Source organism: Microbispora sp. H10949, assembly GCF_014161435.1.
In the GTDB taxonomy this organism is placed as follows: domain Bacteria; phylum Actinomycetota; class Actinomycetes; order Streptosporangiales; family Streptosporangiaceae; genus Microbispora; species Microbispora triticiradicis.
On sequence record NZ_JABBWZ010000024.1, the window covers coordinates 1 to 17,193 of the forward strand.

Genomic DNA, 17,193 nt, shown 5'->3' on the forward strand with positions numbered 1-17,193 from the left:
CGGCACGACGACCTCCGGCACGACGGTCTCGACCACCACGGCGTCGCCGTTGGCGCGGGGCTCGGGCACGACGGCGTCGACCACCATCGTCTCCGGCACGACGACCTCCGGCACGACGGTCTCGACCGGCTCGACCAGCCTGACCCTGGTCGTACTGGCGTTCTTGACCTCGGCGCGGTACTGCCGCACCAGCTCGGAGTGGCGGGCGAGCCATTCGTCGTGGGTGCCCAGAACGGCCTCGGGGTTGTCCACCCCGTTGTTCTTCAGGTACTTGCCGCAGGCCGAGAGGAGGGTGGAGACCCGCTCCCACCTGGGCGGGCCCTTGCGCCCACCCTTCAGCATGGCCTGCACGGTCGTTGCGGTGAGCTCGCATGCCGACCCCTTACTGAGCCGGACAAGCTCCCGGAGTGAGGGCGATCCCGCCTTCACGTGCATCTCTTCCAGGGAAGCCCGAAATACCTCCAAACAGTCCCCGGAAGCCGATCGGTTCATGGGTTCTCGATTCGCTCTGGCGTTTGGTTTCCACATTGTCGCGCACAGTGAAACCGACTGATCAGTAACAACGCGGCGTGCCGCGTTACGGAACAAAACGGTTGGGGAGACCAGACCGTTCCGAACCGTTCCGTCCGAGGTGAGGGGCTGTCGGAACGCCCCGGAACAGCCGTGCTCACCGGAGGTCAGGCCAAGCGAGAATCCGATGGTCGGATGTTCGGGAGAATCCGCACCGTTCCGACTCGGCCCTATGAGTTCCGAGGTGATCTTGCCGAGTCATTTCGACGGAAACCGCTGGTAAGCAGGGAAGTGTAATCACCGCGCTCCCTTCGCCCGCCTCCTGAGACGGGTTCGGGGAGCCTTTCCTGGAGGAGAGAAATGTCCCTGTCCCCTTTGGCGAGGCTGGTCACCGTTGTGACGCTTTCGGTCGCCGCGGGGGTGGTTTCTGTAGTGCTCGCGCGGCGGGCGGGGAAGTCCATGTCGGCGTCGCTCCTGGTGGGCCTGACCGTCGGCACCGGCACCCTGGGCGGCCTCTCCACGCTCCTCTGACGAGCCACACCCAAGGAAGGGCCCGTGTCGTCGCGTACGGCGGCGACACGGGCCCCGCCGTGTAGACCGAGTCTCCCGTTTCCTCCCGGACGCCCAAGCTGCGAGGGGCTGGGGCCCTGACGATCGCCCGGCGGGGCCGGCCACCGCACGGGGTCGGGGCGATCGACGCCCGGGACCTCCTTCGTCGTCCCCGGCCAACGGGCTCGGCGACCCTGCCGAGATCGGGCACGAGAATGTTCCTGCGGCAGGTAAGCCCGGGAGGCATCCCGTCTCTGGATCGCCTTGCCACTCTATGTAGACCTTTGTAGAGTTCTACTTATGAGTGGTCCACGGATGACGATGCCTACCCAGGCGTTGCTGCGTTGGGCGTTGAGTGAGCCGACGCGGGAGTGGTACGGGCTGCAGATGTGCGAGGCGACCGGCCTGGCGTCGGGGACGGTCTACCCGATCATCGCCCGGCTGGAGCAGGCCGGATGGCTTGAAAGCCGGTGGGAGGAACCCGAGGAGTACGCCTCCGAAGGCCGGCCCCGGCGCCGCTACTACCGGCTCACCACCGACGGTGCCGAACGGGCCCGCATCGCGCTGGCCCAGGTCTCTCAGAGCCGGGCCACCGCCCGCCTGCCCTTCGGCACCAGCCGCCCCGTCCCGGGCGGTAGTGGATGAGCACCTACCAGCCCTCAGCCGCGCTTGTACGGGCAGCCCAGCAGGTGGAATCAGCGGCGGCGGAGATCGAGGCGACCGCGTGGGCGGACGCGGCGCTCAGGGCGCTCACGGCGGCACGCGCGGCGAACGCGGCGGCGCACGCGGCGAACGCGGTGGACGTGGCGGCGCACGCGGCGAACGCGGCGGCGCAGGCGGCGAACGCGGCAGCGCAGGTGGCGAACGCGGCGGACATGGCACGCCGGACGCTTGCGGTACGCGCGACGGACGCGGCGCTCACTGCGGTGCACAAGGCGGACGCGGCGCTCACGGCGGCACGCGCGGCACGCACGGCGGACACGGCGGACACGGCGGACACGGCGGACACGGCGGCGGAGTTGGAGGCGGAGGCGATCGTGGCGCTGGATGCCGCGGCCCACGCGCTGAGGGCTGGCGCTGTGGTGGGGCGGCGTCTCCGCAGCGATCGGCGGGGGCGGGGCCGGTGGCGCGGGGCGGGCTCGCGGCGTCTGGTGCAGGTGGCGTGCGTGCTGCTGCCGGCCGGGGCGCGGGAGCGGTACCGCGAGGAGTGGACCAGCACCGTGGCCGAGCTCGGCACCCGGCGGGCTCGGGCCCGCTTCGCGGTCTTGCTGCTGCCCGGCGCCGTGCAGATGGCGCTGGTGCTGCGCCGCAAGGCGCCCGGGCACCGGGCGGTGGGGTGATGGGCAGGGCGGCGGCCGCGGTGGTGGGCGGCGGCGGGACGCTGGCGGCGGCCGCGCTGTCGCCCTCGGCGGCGGTGGCGCTCGGGGTGGTGGCCCTCGCGATGCTGCTGATCGTGGCCGGGGTGGTGTTCCACTCCTCCGAGGCGCCGACGCGGCGGTTCGAGCGGCTGATCAAGGCGGTGCGCCCGGCCGCCGGCACCGGCCGAAAGAGCATCGGCGGGCGGCGCTGAGGCCCCGATTCCGGCTCCGGAAATCACTCACGAGAACCAAAGTTCCCACAAGCTACCTGCCGGTAAGACGCCTCATCTCCGGTCGGAAAACCGGAACCGCGCGTCGCCCGACGTGTTGCGCCGATCCGTCACAGCATCGCGTCAGGCGACCCGTTACGCGAACCCGTCACGGCCCGCGTGGCCAGCTCCCGGCGGCGCGCCCGCCAGGCCGCGGTCCGGCAGGCGGGGCGGTCATAGATCGCGTCGCGGCGGCGCGGGTGCCCGGGAACGAACCGGCGGCCGCACACCGGGCAGCGGCGGGCGGCATCGGTGGTGCCGGTCATCCGGAGCTCACTGATGATGGCGGATGCCTCCCGGTCGTGCCGGCGTCGCCGTGCGGCGGCGACCCGGCAGGCCGCGCAGCAATACACCGCGTCCGGGCGGGCGAACGGCCGCAGTGGGCCGCCGCAGTGCCCGCACCGTCGTTCACGGGCCATACCGTCACCGTACGCCGCCGGCTACCAATCACTCCTTGTCGCCCTTCCGCGCGGCCCGCGCTCGCTGCGGCCGGCCCGCGACTGGGCTTCCCAGTCGAGCTGGTCGCGGGTGCTGGGACTGTCGGGATTGCGCCTGGCCACCGATAGACCGGCGCTTCCGGCTCCTCTGCCGGGCCGGTTCCGGCCGGTTCCAGATCAAGCACAGCAGACGGAACGCCCGATCGCTGACGGTCTGCGAGGCGTACAGCGCCGTCCCCACGATGACCATGATCATGATCACGAGGGCGCCTATGACCCACACGCTTACATCTGGGTGTGTCAGCCAGGCCACCGTCACACCGCCGCCTCCGGCGGCGCTCACTCCGAGCACGCGGGCCCACTTCGCCGGCGTTCCGCTCAACTGCGCCACAGTCCCCTCCCAATGGTCCCTTCCTTCGTCGGAAGGGGCCGATGGGACTGCACAGGACCTGCCTCCTGCGGAGGTTAATCGGCTTTCGGGACAACTCAAGCGCTTTGGCAAAAAAAGATTTCCCAGGCCGCGGCGGTGCCGGCGGCCCGCGCCCGACACTCGGACCCATGACCGACATCACGCTGATTAGCTTCGGCTACCTGCACAGTGCGCCCCCGCGCGCCGACCGGGTGGAGGACCTGCGCGCCCGCTACCGCGACCCGGCCGCAGCCGCAGGCGCATCCTCGACCTCGACGGCCGGGACGCTCGCGTCCAAGCGGTCGTGCTGGTGACGCCCGGGCTGCGCGAGCTCGGCCGCGTCGTCCACGTCGAGCACCGCCACGCACACCTGCCCCGGGTCCTCACCGGGACCTGACCTTCTCCGCGCCCTGGCGTCGCTCTCGGATCTCGCGGGCCAGCCTGCGGGCCTCCTCGACCACCTCGGCCTTACGGGCGGCCGTCGCGGCGGCGTGAGCGGCGTTCGCGGCCAGCCACGCATCGTGTCGTGAGCCGTCGTCGTCCACCCGCAGCACGGCGGCCCGGCGCTCGGCGCGGCGCAGTCCGGCCAACGTCCGGCCGATTCGCCAGCGCAGCACTCCGGCCAGATCGGCGGCGCTGGCCACCTGCGCAGTCAGCAGCTCGGCCGCTTCACCCGGCGGCATTCGCCGCAGCAACAGCACCACCAGCCGTGCCAGCTCGCCCAGCTCGGCCCCGCCCGGCATCCGGCCGCCCCGTTGTCGAACCCACTCCGGACCCAGCGACCTTACAAAGTCAAGGGCGCGGCCCTGCTCTTCGGCGAGATCTTGCCCCCAGACCGGAACCTGGCGAGGCGGCCGGGGCCTCTGCGGTCGGTGAGGTTGAGGGGAGGGGGGAGATCCTTCTCGCGTATATCGAGACGTGTGCAGTCGTCCACAGCCCCAAGCGGCTGCGATCTTCGGGCCGGTGGCTGATCCCTCCCGGATCACCTCGCACTCAGCGAGCGCCGCGTCCTCGGCCGCGCGGGTCATGCGGCCCCGTGCTGCTGCTCTCGGGTCGTCCACGATGCGGCGGACCTCGGCCGCCAGGTCCTGCGGCAGATCATCAGGGAGCGCCGCCAGATTCAGGCACAGCACGTAGCGCGCCTGGCGGCCGGGCGCGGCGGCGCAAACCTGGCGCACGAGGCCGACGTCTACCAACCGCATCAGGTCCGTCCAGCCCGTACGGCGGCCCAGCTGATGGCGGGCGGCGTAGCTGGCCAGGATCGCCGGAACGTCGGCCAAGCGGCCCCGCTCGTCGGCCTGGTGTGTCAGGTGCTGCGCCATCCGCCACGCGGACGGATGGAGGCCGGCCCCTCGCGCGGCCAGCACTCCCAGCACGCGCCACCACACCCGCGTGGGCACGCTGGGCAGTAACTCCGGCCCTTCGTAGTGCGCGCAGCGCATCGGCTGCTCGTCGGCCCGGCCGGGATGGAGCGGGGAAGCGGCGAGCCTGCGCCCCGGCGTGTCGGAATCAGGGCGTACGAGACTGACCGCCTGGCGGACTGCTATCGTCGTCTCCAGACGTTGAACAGGCACGCGAAAGGCGCTCAGCTCGGTAGAGGCGGCCAAACCTTGGAGCTGACACCCAACGCGGTCATGTGAAGTTTTCGATCAGGAGGCGCCTCGCACTGCGAGGCGTTTTCTTTTTGCTCTGGTAACCCCCGGGCGGGTTTAAGGGCTTGGTCAACGCCACAGCATTCCACGATCCGGACGCGTGCGCAGAGTAGCGAGCCTGTATGTCTCGGCGTGTCGCAGGACCTGGCGGCAACAGTCGACACGGGACCACGGGAAGTCCGTAATCCCGTGTTCGGAGGGCCTACTAATTCCCGCTTATGGGCGCTTCCCGGTCAGAGCATGAGACGGGTGGCAAGCTGGCCTTTGTCGGTGGCCAGGATGGACAGCAGCACACGCAGGACGGCGGCGCCGGTGGTGTCGTGCTGGGCGGTCCACAGCTTGAACGCCTGATAGAGCGGCGGGTCCAGGTCGTAGGTGGTCTTCACGAGCGCGGCCCCGTCGCCGACCCTGCGGAGGTGGGCGGCAGGCAGGCTGGCGCGCACGCGCTCGGCGACGTCCTCGTCAGTGGTAAGCGCCTGGATCAAGGCGCGGACTACGGGTGCGACCCCGATCACGCCATGCGTGGCGGCCCACACTCGCGCGGCCCGCACCTGCTCGGGGTCCAGGTCGAACGTGGCCTTGTAGGGCTTGACCCTCGGCGGCTTCCGCGGCTGTCCCTCTACGGGGACACGGGGACTCTGTGGTCCTGTGGGCGTCTGACGTGCTGCGGCGGCGGCCATACTGCCGCGAGGACGCTGCTGAGGGCTCACGCGCTCGCCTGCCCGAGAAGTGCGCGGATCTCGACGGCGGCCTGGGCGTAGGCGGTGCCGGCCGCGACCACGGGCGCGCCGTGGCTCTGGGCGTACAGCTCCAGCCGCGGAACCCGGGTCGCGAGGACGGTGTGTCCTTGTGCCGCGAGAACGGCGGCGGCCTCGCCGGTGCTGGCGGCGTTCGTCACGCACCGGTTCAGCAGGACGCACGTGGGCAGCGGCTTGGCGCGCAAGGTGTTGACCTCGTCCACCACGGTGAGCACGGGCGCCATGCGGTCAATCTCAAACGTGGTCGGCGCTACAGGGATGATCGCGACGTCGGCGACCCGCAACGCTGAGACTGCAATGCCCTGGTGGTCCTCGATGGGCGGGGAGTCGATCACGGCGTCGTCATAGTCTGCGGCGAGACGCGGCAGGGTCCGGTGTAGGTCCCTGGTGGCAAGGCTGATGACCTCGAACGGCATCGGTGCGCGGGCGTTCCAGCGCTCCGCCGACCCCATGCCGTCCGACAGCTCCGGTGCGAGCTTCAGCCGTGCGCCGCCCGGGTCGGCGCCGACGAGCAGCACCTTGCGCCCGGTCTCGTGGAGGGCGTGGGCGAGCCAAACGGCCGACGTGGTCTTCGCCGTTCCCGGCTTGAGGTTGGTCACGCACCATATCGACATGGCCAGGAGAATACGGGGGCACGGGCCTCCCGTACCCCCGTGGTTGGCCTGTGTCTCGTTTGAGCTGGTGAAGCACTACGGGACCACGGATGGCCCGTGGTCCCGTAGATGTCTGGCTGTTGGTCCTCGGCTCCTTAGGCCGTGGCCTCGATCATGGCCGATTGAGCGTCCATCCGCCGTCGTCTGGCATCGCCTCGTCCACGTGCGCACCCATGACGGCCTCGCGGATCTCGTCTTCGGTCGCGCCTCCCTTGCGCATGGCGTCCACCAGGGCCTCGGCGAACTCGTCGGCCTCGATGCCGTACCGCTCGAAGTTGTTCTTCACCCTCTCCTCCTTCTGCGGGGTGAGGGCCGCCCCATCAAGGGAGCGGCCCTCACAGTTTGCCGGTCAGAACAGCGCTTCCTGATCGTTCCGAACCATCCGGGCCGCGTCTCGCTCGGCCTTGCGGGCTCGGCTGACCGCACCGTCGTAGCAGGGTCCGCAGATCGCGATCAGCTTGTCAGGGTCCGTGACCGCCCGTTCGCGCTCTGGCTGGGCTCCGGGGAAGGCCGGGGCCGCGAGCATCTGCACCGGTCCGCCGGCCATGTGCTCGCAGCGCATCGGCCGGTGACCAGGGCACCGCTCGCACTGGCACCGGGATCGGGCCCGGGAGATCACGATTCCCCAGAGGTCACCCGGGGGGATCCCCTCAGCGGCTTCCGGCGTGGTCGTCATCGGCTTACCGCTTACTGCTCGTACCGTGGTTGTGGTTGATCGGGCTGGAGCTGACCGCGCCGCAGGTGCACGAGTACACCGGCGTGGTCGGGACGTCGTTGGCCCCGTTCGGCCACATCTTCGAGCGGTCCTCCGAGGTGACCGTCTTGTCCTGTGGCATGCTGGAACTCCCTTCGTGGGAGCCCCACGGCGATCTCTTGGTCGGGTGAGCCGTGGGGCCTTGTCGTGGTGGGGCGGCTGCCCCGGACACGCGCCCGGACGGAGAGCCCGGGCGCACATCCGCAGCCTCAGCCCTTCGTCTCCGACAGCTCCGCGATCACCTCCTTGAGCGGCCGGCCGAGCTCTACGGGGGCCCCGGCGGCCCGGGCGGCCGCGCGCTCGTTGCCCTCTCGGATGCGCCGCTGCGTCTCCGGGTGGGCCAGCGCCCGCTTAGCTTGCGCAAGGAAGCGTCTGCGCTCTTCCGGGTCCTCCGGCAGGCGACCGACGTTCGGCGCCATAGTGATCTCCCTTCGTGGGCCTGCTGGGGCGGCTGCCCCGGACACGCGCCCGGCTCGACGGGCCGGGCGCGATCCGCAGCCTCAGCCCTGCCGCTGCTTGGAGGTCAGAGGGATGACCGGTGCCGGCGACGCGGCCGGGCGGTCCTGCTGTCCCTGCTGCCTGGCCTCGGCCGCCGCGATGAGGTTCTGCGCGTACTCCTGGAGGTCGGCCCGGCTCACCGCTGCGCCTCTGCCTGCTGCCGCTGGGCCTCGCGCTCGACCTTCTCCGCCTCCCACTGCCGCTGGTAGGCGTCCCGGACGGACTGCGGCTCACCCACGTTGCTGGGCTTCGGGGTGTAAAGCCTCGTCTGAGGTCTCACGGACATGGTGGATCTCCCTTCGTGGGGGCCGCCACGGCGATCTCTTGGTCGGGTGAGCCGTGGGGCCTTGTCGTGGTGGGGTATCAACTTGCCCTCATTGTTGCACACGGGGGAATCCGTTGGCAACCGTTGTCAACGGATCTATTCGCGGGTGTCGGCCGCCCCCCCCCCGCCCGATACGAAGCAGCCCCCGGACCCGCTTAGGGGGGCCGGGGGCTGCCTTCCGAGGGGGCTCGGCACGTCAGATATCGCTCAACTCCTCGTCGGCCGCTGCGGCAAGCTCGCAACAGCCCTGAGAGCAGTACCAATCCCCGGTGCCGGTACCAAGGGGGTAGGCGTTCCCGCAGAACGCGCAGACTGAGTGGTTCTTCATGAGGTCAGGTCCTTTCCGTGACGTCTGGGGGCGTCGCCCTGCTCGGCGGCCGGGGCCTGGCCGCTGGCCCGCAGGCGGGTGATCTCGTCCTGTGCGGTCTCCAGTCGGCCGACGGTGCGGATGCGCTCAGCCCGCTCGGTGTCGAGGGCGGTCTCGGCGCGCACAGCGCGGGCCTGCTCCTGCTCGGCCCGGGCGCGCAGCGTGGCCACCTGATCGGCGTGGGCCGCGGCGAGCTGCTCGCGTTGCGCGGCGGCGTCGGCTCGCACCCGCTCGACCTCGGCCCGGGCGTCGTCGGCGACCTGCTCGGCGCGGGCCTGCCTCGCCTCGGCCTCCGCGATCCGGGCGGCGGCGTGCTCGCGGGTCTCCTGCGCAGCGGCCGCGGTGGCGTCTCGCTCCGTCTCGGCCGCGCGCACGCGCTCGGCGGCCTCGGCCTCGGCACAGCGCACCTGCTCGGCCGCCTCCCGCCGGGCCTGCTCGATCGCGGCGTCTCGCTCCGTCTCGGCCGCGCGCACGCGCTCGGCGATCTCGGCCTCGGCACGGCGCACCTGCTCGGCCGCCTCCTGGCGGACCCGCTCGGCCTCCTGCTCGGCTCGAGTGGCGCGTTCGTCGGCCTCGTCCGCACGCCGCAGTGCGTCCTCGGCCACGGCGTCGGCCTGCTCACGCTCGGCCCGGGCGGTCTCGGCACCGGCGGCCGCGAGGCTGGCCACCCGCTCGGCCTGCACGGCGCGGGCCTCGGCGGCGGCCACCTGCTCGGCGGCCGTGGCCTGAACGCCGGCCACCTCCGCCGCGGCGGCGTCGGGGTCGGCGATCGTGCGCAGCTCGCTGACGACGCGCTCCAGCTCGCCCAGCGTGCGTACGGCGAGCTGCTCGGTAGCACGCAGCAGCTCGGCGGCGCGGGCCTGCCCCATCGTGACCGGCCGGTCCAGGTCCTCCGCCGGCGCGGGGCGGCCCTCGGCCTGCGCCGCCAGCTCGCGACGGCGCCGAAACGCGGTGGTCGCGTTGTGCGCCTTGTTCTTGCAGTACACAGGCGGACGACCCGGCCCGTCCGCAGACTCCGGAGGCTCCTCACACCCCGGATAGCGGCACGTCACACGCGGCTCGTCGGCCGTCCTGCTGGTCTCGTGGCTCTCCATACCCTGATTATATTTCATATCATTACATGATCGCAATGATATGAAACGAATCTAATGAAATTAATTTAACCCCTGCCGATCGCGGGTCTCTCCTCCACGGGAGGGGGCTCGCTGGTTCATCCCGTCGCCTGGGCCGTCTCGACCACGGGGTTCTCGGAGCGGAGGAAGGCTCGCGAAGCGACCGAGCGAAGCGAGGCTCGGCCTTCCGGAGTCGGAGAGGTTCCGTGGTAGGCCCAGGAGAGGCGACGGGATGAACCAGCGTCCCCCGGCACCACCATCGAGCAAGATCGTTCCGGCGGCTCCTCCCCCATCCCGGAGCCTGCCTCGCCGGCGAGGCGCGGGGGTTCGGGGGCAGCGCCCCCGGGGTCCTTCCCCCAACCCCAGCTTTACTACGTAGATTCAGTGCGCGCGAATCTGCCAGGTCAATAAGCGTTTCCGCTGGTCCTCGCGTCGCCAGCAGTGCGCGGCCACCGCCGCGGTGCTGGTATCGGTGCAGGTGAGGGCGTCGCGTCGCTATTGACAGTGGCTGCGGGCGCGTCCGCTTCGGCCTCGGCAGGGTCGAGCCTCCAGGCGTCCGGCCCAAGCCGGATGTCCAGGCGCAGCGCGACAGAGGCCGGGACCTGTGCCCGGCGCGTCCAGCGCGCCCCGCACAAACACACCACAACGCGGCCGCCTTCCATCAGCGGTACGGCTTCTACGTGCGCGCATTCGATATTCACCGGCCTACGATAAAAGGACTTGGACCCCCTTTGACCTGCATGGATATCCGAGGAAACCGGGAAATACCGTGCCGTACTTTCGCGATTCGCGTCCGCCCCGATTGGCGTTTTACCGGCTATGTCGAGATGATACCCGCGTGTTTTTCGCGGGGCTGGTGGTGACGACCGCCGTGGCGGCCGGGCTCGGCCTGGGACTGGCGGACCTGCGCAACAACCGGGCGCAGCCGCTCGCGTCCAGCTCGACGCCGACATCAAGCATCGGCAGCGCTGCGCGCCCGGAGCTGGTGGCCGCGCCAGAGCCGGAGGACGAGGTGCCGGCGCATCCGTCGTCCTGGCCCTGGCCGGTGAACCGGTCGGTCTGGCCGTCGCCGTCCCCGTCGCCGACTCCGGCGCCGTCGATGCGCCGGTCTCGTCCGGTCCGGCCGGTGGTCGAGCAGCCACGCCTCGCCCGGCCGCGTCCGGCCGCGCGGCCCGCGCCCGCCGATGACGGATCTCCTGCACCGGCCCGTCCGCGGCCGGCAGCGCGTCGTACACCCCGGCAGAACGCAGAAACGGCGGAGTCCGTACGGCGGCCTGAGCCGCCGCAGACTCCGCCGTCGTTCTCCGGGACCTCGATCTCGGAAGCGGCGCATGCGCGCTGTGACCAGATGTTCCCGGCGGCCCGGGACGCCCTGCGCAACCGGATGTGCCATGACGTTCTCAAGAGCCGGGGTTACTGACCCCGGGACCCTGCCAGGGTCCCGGGGCCAGTTCACACGGTGCGTTCTCGCACCTGCTCCACGGTCGGGACGGCCACCGGCTCGGCGGCCGTGGAGCGTAGGCGGTGGCTGTGCCACCTGCTCCGGACGTGGATGAGCAGATCATCCGCGACCGCTATGAACGCGGCGGTGAGCACGGCTGTACCGCGCAGGATCCGCCACGCTCTCCGGAGCCTCATCATGGGATCACCTCTCCGGAGGTGGCCCCGCGCCCGGTCTTCCTCGACAGTCGCCCGGACGCGGGGCCTTTGCGTCGGCCGACCCCCACGGCGTGACGAGCGATCATCGCTGCCTTACGTTGGCAACAGTGACAACCGGTCGGCACCAGGTCGGCCGGTTGCCAACGTCTCATTAGTAGCCTCCCGTTGTCAACGGTTGCCAACGTTGGATCCGGTGTGTAACCCTGGGGCCATGTCAGCAACCACGAGAACGCGAGGCCCTGACTATGGAGGACTGTCCGTGTCCGGCCGCCGCCCCACCGCTCGCCTGCTTGTCGACCCCGAGACCGCTTCGGCCGTGGATGTCGCATTGATCGAGGCGATTGCCGCCACCCGGCGCAAGATCTCAAAGACGGATCTGGCCGACGCGCTCATCAAGGTGGGGCTCAACCACTTCGACGAGGTCGCCGATGTCCTACGGGAGATGACCGCTCATGATTGACCAGCTCCTGCGCTTCGCCGAAGAGAACCCCGTCCTGACGGGTGTTGTGGCGCTGGTGGCCCTGGTGCTTGTGGGCGGGGTCGTCGCCATCGCGTACTGGATCCGGAAGAAGAACCGGACCGCGGACGCGCTGACCTACCTCGCGGCCGGGATCGCCACAGGCGTCTCCGCCACCGGCATGTGGAAGTTCGCCGGCGACGTGCTCGGCCTGGACGGGCCGCTGCGGGTCCTGCTGTTCGGGTTCATCGAGATCGCCGTGGTGACGAGCGCGGTCCGCGCCCGAACGGCATGGCGGGCCTCGGCCCAGCGCATCGAGGACCAAGGCCGTTCGGCCTGGGACCGGCCGTCCGCTGGCATCGACGGCAAAGCCGTGTGGGTGCTCACCCTGTTCACGGCCATCTGCTCGGCGATGGACTCCCACAGCCCGGCTGAAGTCGTGTTCCGGCTCGCCGCGCCGCTCGTAGCCGCCTGGCTGTGGGAGCGCGGCATGGCGATTGAGCGTGACGAGATCATGACCCGGCGGCCGTCCCGGATCGCGTGGAAGGTCACGCCGGAACGGCTGCTGGTCAGGCTGGGCCTGGCCGACCCGACCGACCGCACGGCCGAAGACGTCGCCGTCGAGCGGTACATCACCCGCGCGGCCCTGGCCGCGAAGAAGGTCCGGACCCTGCCGGAGGACGCCTCGCCTGGGCAGCGTCGCCGCGCGCTGCGCCGGTATGACCGGGCGATGGATGCGGCCGTGGAGTACGCGGGCGTTGGCTCTGACCCTGAGCGTCTGGCCGCCCTCGCGGACCGGCTGCGGTTCTTGTTCAATCAGGCGGACCTGCCCTATGTGACCTTCTCCGCGCCCTGGCGCGATTGGGAGGGCGTGGGGGCCGATGACCCCGACCCCGACCCTGGACCCGGCCGGGGCACCCGCCCCGAAACTCCGGCGCTGGCCCCGGCCGCGACCGGTCAGCCGGTGGAGGAGACCCCGGCGGCCCCGGGTCGCGACCCTGAACCCGGCCGCGCGCCGATCCCGGCTCCGCGCCCCGTGCTGACCCCGACTGGGGACGGCAGCAACCCCACGCCGCTGGTTGACCCGGTCCCGGCGCTGGCCCCGGCCGCGACCGGTCAGCCGGTGGAGGAGACCCCGGCGGCCCCGGGTCATGACCCCGGCCCCGACCCGGCGACTCTCCCTCCGCCTCTTCCGTACGCGGCAGACGGGGAGAAGGAGCCCAGCCCTGCGCTGATCTCCGGCTTCGCGAAGCTGCTGGAAGAGCAGCCAAGCGACGCGGCGCGAATCAGGTTTGCGATCAAGGTCCTGGGCCTAGACGCGACCCCGGTTCAGGTCTCGGACTGGCTCCGTGAGTGGGGCTACGTCCTGAAGACGGAGGCGGTTCGCTCGGGGCTCCGCCGCGAGCGGGAGAAGGCCAGGTCCACCGAGAACCCGGAGCCGGTCGCCTCGGTTACCCCGCTGTGGGGTCAGAAGTGACCCCGGTCAACATGCAGCACGGGGTCAGCGCCCCGATTGCACCCGTAGCGCTGACCCCGCGTCCACCGCACCCCACGAAGGAAGAACGGACATGGACATTCTCACACTGACGATGACTGGGGCCGGCGGCCTCGGTATCGGGCTCGTCCTGGGCGGGCTCGTCATGCGGCCACGGGTCGGCCCCTGGTACGGCTCCGCCCCTGGCGGGTGCTCCTGCCACGCACGCCCGGCCGCCGCCGTGCCGTCGACCTCGGCCACGGTGGAACTGCAGACCGTGGCGCGGCCGACTCTGCTCGGCCCGGCCGCTGCGGCGCTCGGCGTCGCCTACGTGACCACCAGAGAGGGCCTGGTGCCCGTCCTGCTGCCCTCGGCCGCGCTGGCGTCCGCCGACCCGGCCGCGCCCGCGCTCCCGGCCGCCGACCTCGCGGGGGGTGCCAGGTGAGCGCGCTCTCACCCTCGACCCCGCCCACCGACCCGGCCCAGCTCGACCCCTGGGCGGGACACCTGCCCTCCACCACGACCGTCGTCGCCGTGGTGCTCCTGGTCCTGCTCGTGGGCGTGCTCGGGCAACTGGTGTACCGCGCGCTGATCCCGCCCTGCGGCTTCGCGTCGGCGTGGGAAATCACGCGCTACATGTCGGCGCGCTCCGCTCGCCGCAAGATGGACATGACCCGGCCGTCCCTGCGCGGCGGGCGGGGCGTGCCCGTCTCGCAGTACGCCTACCGCCTCGGCCGGTCCTTCTCGCCGTGGATGGTGGTCTGCTGCAGTCCGGAGGACGCGGCGCTCTTCGTCGGCCCGCCCGGCGTCGGCAAGTCGGCAGCGCTGGCCGACATCGTGGTCGACGCGCCCGGCGCGGTCGTCTACACCACAAGCAAGATCGCCGACTACGACACCACCGCCGCGCACCGTGCCAACGTCGGCCCGGTGCTGCTGTTCAACCCCTTGGGGCTGGGCGGGGTGCCCTCCACCCTGCGGCACAACCCGATCAAGGGGTGCCGCGAGCTGGACGTCGCGATGCGGCGCGGCGCCGCCCTGCTGTACGGCGCTCGCCGCCCCGGCGAGGCCGGCAGCTTCGAGGACTACTTCCACAGCAACGCCAACGAGGTGTTGCGGGCGTTCCTCCTGGCGGCCGACCTTGGCGGCATGACCCTGCTCGATGTGCAGCGCTGGGCCAACGACCCGACCAACACCGAAGCGCTGCGCATCATGGAGCGCTACCAGGCTCCCCGGGCCTGGATCGACGCCCTGCGGTCTCGGCAGCAGGTCACCGACCGCACGCGGGACGGCATCTTCTCTACGCTGGCCACCACGCTCTCGTGGCTGTCCGGCCCGGCCGCCGCCTACGCGGTGACCCCGGCCCCGGGCGAAGAGCTGGACATGGCCGCGTTCATCAAGGCGCGCGGCACGCTCTACATGGTCGGAGAGGACAGCGGGGCCGGCGACCACCTCGCCCCGCTGTACACGCTGATTCTGGCCGACATGGAGCGGGCGGCGGTGACGCTGGCCGACAGCATGCCCGCCCGGCGGCTCGATCCCTGGATGACCTGGGCGTTGGATGAGGTGGCCACGATCTGCCCCGTTCCGCTCGACAAGTGGATCAACAAGTGGAGGGGCCACGGCATGCTGCTGCTGGCCGGGATCCAGTCCAAGGCCCAGCTCTACAGCCGCTGGGGCAAGTCCGGAGGGGATGCGATCTGGAACGCCGCCGCCGCAACCGTGGCGTTCGGCGGCCTCAAGAGCGCCGAAGACCTCCGTGAGCTGTCGCAGCTGTGCGGAGAGCGGGAGGTCCTGCGGACCAGCGTGCAGCACGGCCCCAACGGGCCGGTTCGCTCCGAGCATGAGGAGCTTCGGCCGGTCATGCCGCCGCACAAGATTCGCCAGCTCAAGAGGTGGCGCGCCCTGGTGCTCTACCGGGGTGCCCCGCCCGTCATCGTCCGTATCAGGCGGGTGTGGAAGCGCCGCGACCTCCGCCGTACGACCCCGGCTCCGGCCGGGCGGTCACGGCGTCCGGCTGGCCCGATCGTCTGGGAGGAGCGGTGACCACGGAGGAGACTCCGCCGCTGGCCCGTCAGCTCATGCAGCTCCGCCAGGACGTCAACGTCCTGGGCGCGGCCGTGGGCATGCTGCCCGACCCGGCGGCGCTGCATGAGCTGACCTCCCAGCTCGCCAACCTCGGCCAGCGGGTGGAAGCGCTGGAGATGTTCGCCGACGAGAAGGCGGCCAAGACCCGGCCGTGGGACTGGTCGCTCTTCTTCCCCGCGCTGGAAGACTCCAGCTCCGAGCACCACCAGGCCGCCCAACAGGCGTGGGCGGAGCTGTCCGGCTGGGTGGAGGGTGTGCTTGGTCGGCTTTACGGGCTTGTTGCCTGGGAAGAGATCCACGGTGCCATCGGCAACGAGGCGGCGAAGGTGACCCGGGCGATTCCGCCGTGCTGGGACGCGCACGCTGACCTCATCATCGAGCTTGGCTGGCTGTGCCAAGAGTGGGTGCGGGTCTATCGCACCTCCTACGGCAACCCGGCCAAGGCGGGGGACTGGCACGATCGCTACCTGCCCGGCCTGCGAAAGCGCATTGCCACCAGCTCGGCCGCGCGCTGCCGGTACGGCCACTTGCAGGACTCCCCTCCGGCGCCCGAGCCGACCCGCTACCCCTACTCGTAGGAGGACAGATGACCGTCTACACCATGCACTGCGGGGCCTGCGGCACAGAGCTGGAGGTGCCCGGGGAACTGCTGCAGACCGGGCAATCTGAGTCGGTGACCTGCCCCGGCTGCGGACAGGACCGGCAGGTCACCACCTGATCCACCGATAAGACGCGAAAGGGCCGCGCCCACCTTGGGCGCGGCCCTTCGTCGTCGCCGGTGGTCAGATACTGTCGTCGCCCCCTGAGAGCCACACCAGCGCGTTCTCCGCGCCGGTCAGGTAACCGCGGCCGTGCTGGCGGAACCATGCGGCCCCGGCCGCGCTCAGGGCGCGCATGCCCTCCTCGGCTCGGCTGGCCTCGTCCTCGATCTCCCAGCAGTTCGGGACCCTGCCGAGAGCGGCGCCGGCCACCGGGGACTGCGGGCGCTCGCCCAGCACCCATCGCAGGGACTCACGGACTCCGCGGGCGTGGTCGGCCCGGCCGGGCGCGTCGTAGTACGGGTCCCGGTAGTACGCCAGCTGTTCGCGGATCTCCGCTGGGGTGCGCGGGGACGGCGGCGGCTCGTCGGGCTGAGCACTCATGAGCGGGGACCCTTCGGGAGGGATGGGACATACGTCCTGATGTGTGCCCGCTGCATGTGCGCCCCTACCACTCCTGGCCTGGAGCCTCGATCACCGGGCCACGCTCGGCCGCCCGGGTCAGCTCCTGCTCAGCCTCGATCGCCTGCTGGCGGTAGTGGTGATCGCGGGTGATGTCCTGCATGCTGCGCTCGGCCTCGATCTCCTGCGCGACCGCGCGCTCGACCTCGGCTCGCTCCTGGGCCGCGCGCCGCTCGGCCAACTGCGCCTCGATCTGCTGGCGCAGCGTCGGCGCGGCCTCGACGTCCCGGGCCTGCTCGGGGGCGCGCTCGGTCCGCTCCCGCACGCTGGACACGTCGGCGGCCACAGTGCGGGCCTGGGCCTCGCGCAGCTCCTCCAGCACCTGCGCGCCGGTCGCCGGCTCCTGGCTCTTCTCCAGCTCGGCCACCGGCTCGCGCTGCTCCGGGTCCTGCTCGACCTCCGGCGCGCGGTCGGCGTCGGCGGCCGGGCTGGTCTCCCACTGCTCCACCAGCCGGGCGAACGCCTCGGCCTCGCGCTCCTGCTGCGAGGGCTCGCGCTCGGCCACGACCTCGCGGCCCTGCTCGACCTCCGGCGCGCGGTCGGCGTCGGCGGCCGGGCTGGTCTCCCACTGCTCCACCAGCCGGGCGAACGCCTCGGCCTCGCGCTCCTGCTGCGAGGGCTCGCGCTCGGCCACGACCTCGCGGCCC

At 71.4% G+C, this 17,193-nt stretch carries 27 protein-coding genes; 12 read left to right on the forward strand and 15 right to left on the reverse strand.

The window, feature by feature from the left end; all coding sequences use genetic code 11:
* Positions 1-342: hypothetical protein (locus tag HHX40_RS35145; RefSeq protein WP_182883996.1), on the reverse strand; the 342-nt coding region annotated here is incomplete at its 3' end.
* 528 nt (positions 343-870) lie between these two features.
* Here HHX40_RS35145 and HHX40_RS35150 point away from each other — a divergent pair.
* The 4 genes from HHX40_RS35150 to HHX40_RS35165 all read left to right on the forward strand — a co-directional run bounded on the left by HHX40_RS35150 (position 871) and on the right by HHX40_RS35165 (position 2,629).
* On the forward strand, positions 871-1,041 hold the full coding sequence (locus tag HHX40_RS35150) for a hypothetical protein (RefSeq protein WP_182883997.1): 171 nt from the start codon (positions 871-873) through the stop codon (positions 1,039-1,041).
* Between the two features lie 318 nt (positions 1,042-1,359).
* Entirely contained in the window at positions 1,360-1,704 is a 345-nt protein-coding gene (locus HHX40_RS35155; RefSeq protein WP_259404192.1) for a PadR family transcriptional regulator, read from the forward strand.
* Positions 1,701-2,399 (forward strand): hypothetical protein, encoded by a 699-nt coding sequence (locus HHX40_RS35160; protein WP_182883998.1) that lies wholly within the window; start codon positions 1,701-1,703, stop codon positions 2,397-2,399. The genes HHX40_RS35155 and HHX40_RS35160 overlap by 4 nt, the downstream gene beginning before the upstream one ends.
* Positions 2,399-2,629, forward strand: a complete 231-nt coding sequence (locus tag HHX40_RS35165; RefSeq protein WP_182883999.1) for a hypothetical protein — start codon at positions 2,399-2,401, stop codon at positions 2,627-2,629. The genes HHX40_RS35160 and HHX40_RS35165 overlap by 1 nt, the downstream gene beginning before the upstream one ends.
* A 128-nt stretch (positions 2,630-2,757) precedes the next feature.
* On the opposite strand, the gene HHX40_RS35170 is transcribed toward HHX40_RS35165, so the two are convergent.
* Entirely contained in the window at positions 2,758-3,105 is a 348-nt protein-coding gene (locus HHX40_RS35170; protein ID WP_182884000.1) for a hypothetical protein, read from the reverse strand.
* A 576-nt stretch (positions 3,106-3,681) separates the two neighbouring features.
* Here HHX40_RS35170 and HHX40_RS35175 point away from each other — a divergent pair.
* Positions 3,682-3,846, forward strand: a complete 165-nt coding sequence (locus HHX40_RS35175; RefSeq protein ID WP_220499969.1) for a hypothetical protein — start codon at positions 3,682-3,684, stop codon at positions 3,844-3,846.
* A 69-nt stretch (positions 3,847-3,915) separates the two neighbouring features.
* Here HHX40_RS35175 and HHX40_RS35180 read toward each other — a convergent pair whose 3' ends face one another.
* The 10 genes from HHX40_RS35180 to HHX40_RS35225 form a co-directional block, all read right to left on the reverse strand.
* The gene (locus HHX40_RS35180; protein WP_182884001.1) at positions 3,916-5,106 is read right to left on the reverse strand and encodes a hypothetical protein; all 1,191 of its coding nucleotides are present in this window, start codon (positions 5,104-5,106) and stop codon (positions 3,916-3,918) included.
* A gap of 311 nt (positions 5,107-5,417) precedes the next feature.
* A complete protein-coding gene (locus HHX40_RS35185; protein ID WP_182884002.1) occupies positions 5,418-5,669 on the reverse strand; it encodes a hypothetical protein in 252 nt (83 codons plus the stop codon).
* A 221-nt stretch (positions 5,670-5,890) separates the two neighbouring features.
* Positions 5,891-6,556 carry a ParA family protein gene (locus tag HHX40_RS35190; RefSeq protein WP_182884003.1) on the reverse strand — a complete coding sequence of 222 codons (666 nt, stop codon included), beginning with the start codon at positions 6,554-6,556 and terminating at the stop codon, positions 5,891-5,893.
* Positions 6,557-6,707: 151 nt separating this feature from the next.
* Positions 6,708-6,881: a hypothetical protein gene (locus tag HHX40_RS35195; protein ID WP_182884004.1), complete on the reverse strand. Its 174-nt coding sequence runs from the start codon at positions 6,879-6,881 to the stop codon at positions 6,708-6,710.
* A gap of 63 nt (positions 6,882-6,944) precedes the next feature.
* Positions 6,945-7,142 carry a hypothetical protein gene (locus tag HHX40_RS35200; protein WP_182884005.1) on the reverse strand — a complete coding sequence of 66 codons (198 nt, stop codon included), beginning with the start codon at positions 7,140-7,142 and terminating at the stop codon, positions 6,945-6,947.
* A gap of 133 nt (positions 7,143-7,275) precedes the next feature.
* Complete coding sequence (locus HHX40_RS35205) at positions 7,276-7,431, reverse strand: hypothetical protein (RefSeq protein WP_182884006.1); 156 nt, start codon at positions 7,429-7,431, stop codon at positions 7,276-7,278.
* A 127-nt stretch (positions 7,432-7,558) separates the two neighbouring features.
* Positions 7,559-7,768, reverse strand: coding sequence for a hypothetical protein (locus HHX40_RS35210; RefSeq protein ID WP_182884007.1), 210 nt, complete (start codon positions 7,766-7,768; stop codon positions 7,559-7,561).
* An 81-nt stretch (positions 7,769-7,849) separates the two neighbouring features.
* Positions 7,850-7,987, reverse strand: coding sequence for a hypothetical protein (locus HHX40_RS35215; RefSeq protein WP_182884008.1), 138 nt, complete (start codon positions 7,985-7,987; stop codon positions 7,850-7,852).
* Complete coding sequence (locus HHX40_RS35220; RefSeq protein ID WP_182884009.1) at positions 7,984-8,133, reverse strand: hypothetical protein; 150 nt, start codon at positions 8,131-8,133, stop codon at positions 7,984-7,986. Before HHX40_RS35220 ends, HHX40_RS35215 begins: the two co-directional genes overlap by 4 nt.
* A gap of 363 nt (positions 8,134-8,496) precedes the next feature.
* Complete coding sequence (locus HHX40_RS35225) at positions 8,497-9,633, reverse strand: hypothetical protein (RefSeq protein WP_182884010.1); 1,137 nt, start codon at positions 9,631-9,633, stop codon at positions 8,497-8,499.
* Between the two features lie 787 nt (positions 9,634-10,420).
* On the opposite strand from HHX40_RS35225, the gene HHX40_RS35230 reads away from it, so the two are divergent.
* Positions 10,421-11,071 carry a hypothetical protein gene (locus HHX40_RS35230; protein WP_182884011.1) on the forward strand — a complete coding sequence of 217 codons (651 nt, stop codon included), beginning with the start codon at positions 10,421-10,423 and terminating at the stop codon, positions 11,069-11,071.
* A gap of 32 nt (positions 11,072-11,103) precedes the next feature.
* Here HHX40_RS35230 and HHX40_RS35235 read toward each other — a convergent pair whose 3' ends face one another.
* Complete coding sequence (locus tag HHX40_RS35235; protein ID WP_182884012.1) at positions 11,104-11,292, reverse strand: hypothetical protein; 189 nt, start codon at positions 11,290-11,292, stop codon at positions 11,104-11,106.
* Positions 11,293-11,569: 277 nt separating this feature from the next.
* Here HHX40_RS35235 and HHX40_RS35240 point away from each other — a divergent pair, with 277 nt between their 5' ends.
* From HHX40_RS35240 to HHX40_RS37445, 6 genes are all read left to right on the forward strand, one after another.
* Positions 11,570-11,770 carry a hypothetical protein gene (locus HHX40_RS35240; RefSeq protein WP_182884013.1) on the forward strand — a complete coding sequence of 67 codons (201 nt, stop codon included), beginning with the start codon at positions 11,570-11,572 and terminating at the stop codon, positions 11,768-11,770.
* Entirely contained in the window at positions 11,763-13,244 is a 1,482-nt protein-coding gene (locus tag HHX40_RS35245) for a hypothetical protein (protein ID WP_182884014.1), read from the forward strand. Before HHX40_RS35240 ends, HHX40_RS35245 begins: the two co-directional genes overlap by 8 nt.
* Before the next feature lie 91 nt (positions 13,245-13,335).
* Positions 13,336-13,686, forward strand: coding sequence for a hypothetical protein (locus HHX40_RS35250; RefSeq protein ID WP_182884015.1), 351 nt, complete (start codon positions 13,336-13,338; stop codon positions 13,684-13,686).
* Positions 13,683-15,284: a type IV secretory system conjugative DNA transfer family protein gene (locus HHX40_RS35255; RefSeq protein WP_182884016.1), complete on the forward strand. Its 1,602-nt coding sequence runs from the start codon at positions 13,683-13,685 to the stop codon at positions 15,282-15,284. Before HHX40_RS35250 ends, HHX40_RS35255 begins: the two co-directional genes overlap by 4 nt.
* On the forward strand, positions 15,281-15,904 hold the full coding sequence (locus HHX40_RS35260) for a hypothetical protein (RefSeq protein ID WP_182884017.1): 624 nt from the start codon (positions 15,281-15,283) through the stop codon (positions 15,902-15,904). The genes HHX40_RS35255 and HHX40_RS35260 overlap by 4 nt, the downstream gene beginning before the upstream one ends.
* 8 nt (positions 15,905-15,912) lie before the next feature.
* A complete protein-coding gene (locus tag HHX40_RS37445) occupies positions 15,913-16,044 on the forward strand; it encodes a hypothetical protein (protein ID WP_259404193.1) in 132 nt (43 codons plus the stop codon).
* 64 nt (positions 16,045-16,108) lie between these two features.
* On the opposite strand, the gene HHX40_RS35265 is transcribed toward HHX40_RS37445, so the two are convergent.
* Both HHX40_RS35265 and HHX40_RS35270 read right to left on the reverse strand, forming a co-directional pair.
* Complete coding sequence (locus tag HHX40_RS35265) at positions 16,109-16,468, reverse strand: hypothetical protein (protein ID WP_182884018.1); 360 nt, start codon at positions 16,466-16,468, stop codon at positions 16,109-16,111.
* Between the two features lie 64 nt (positions 16,469-16,532).
* The coding region (locus HHX40_RS35270; protein ID WP_220499970.1) for a hypothetical protein at positions 16,533-17,193 on the reverse strand (661 nt) is incomplete at its 5' end.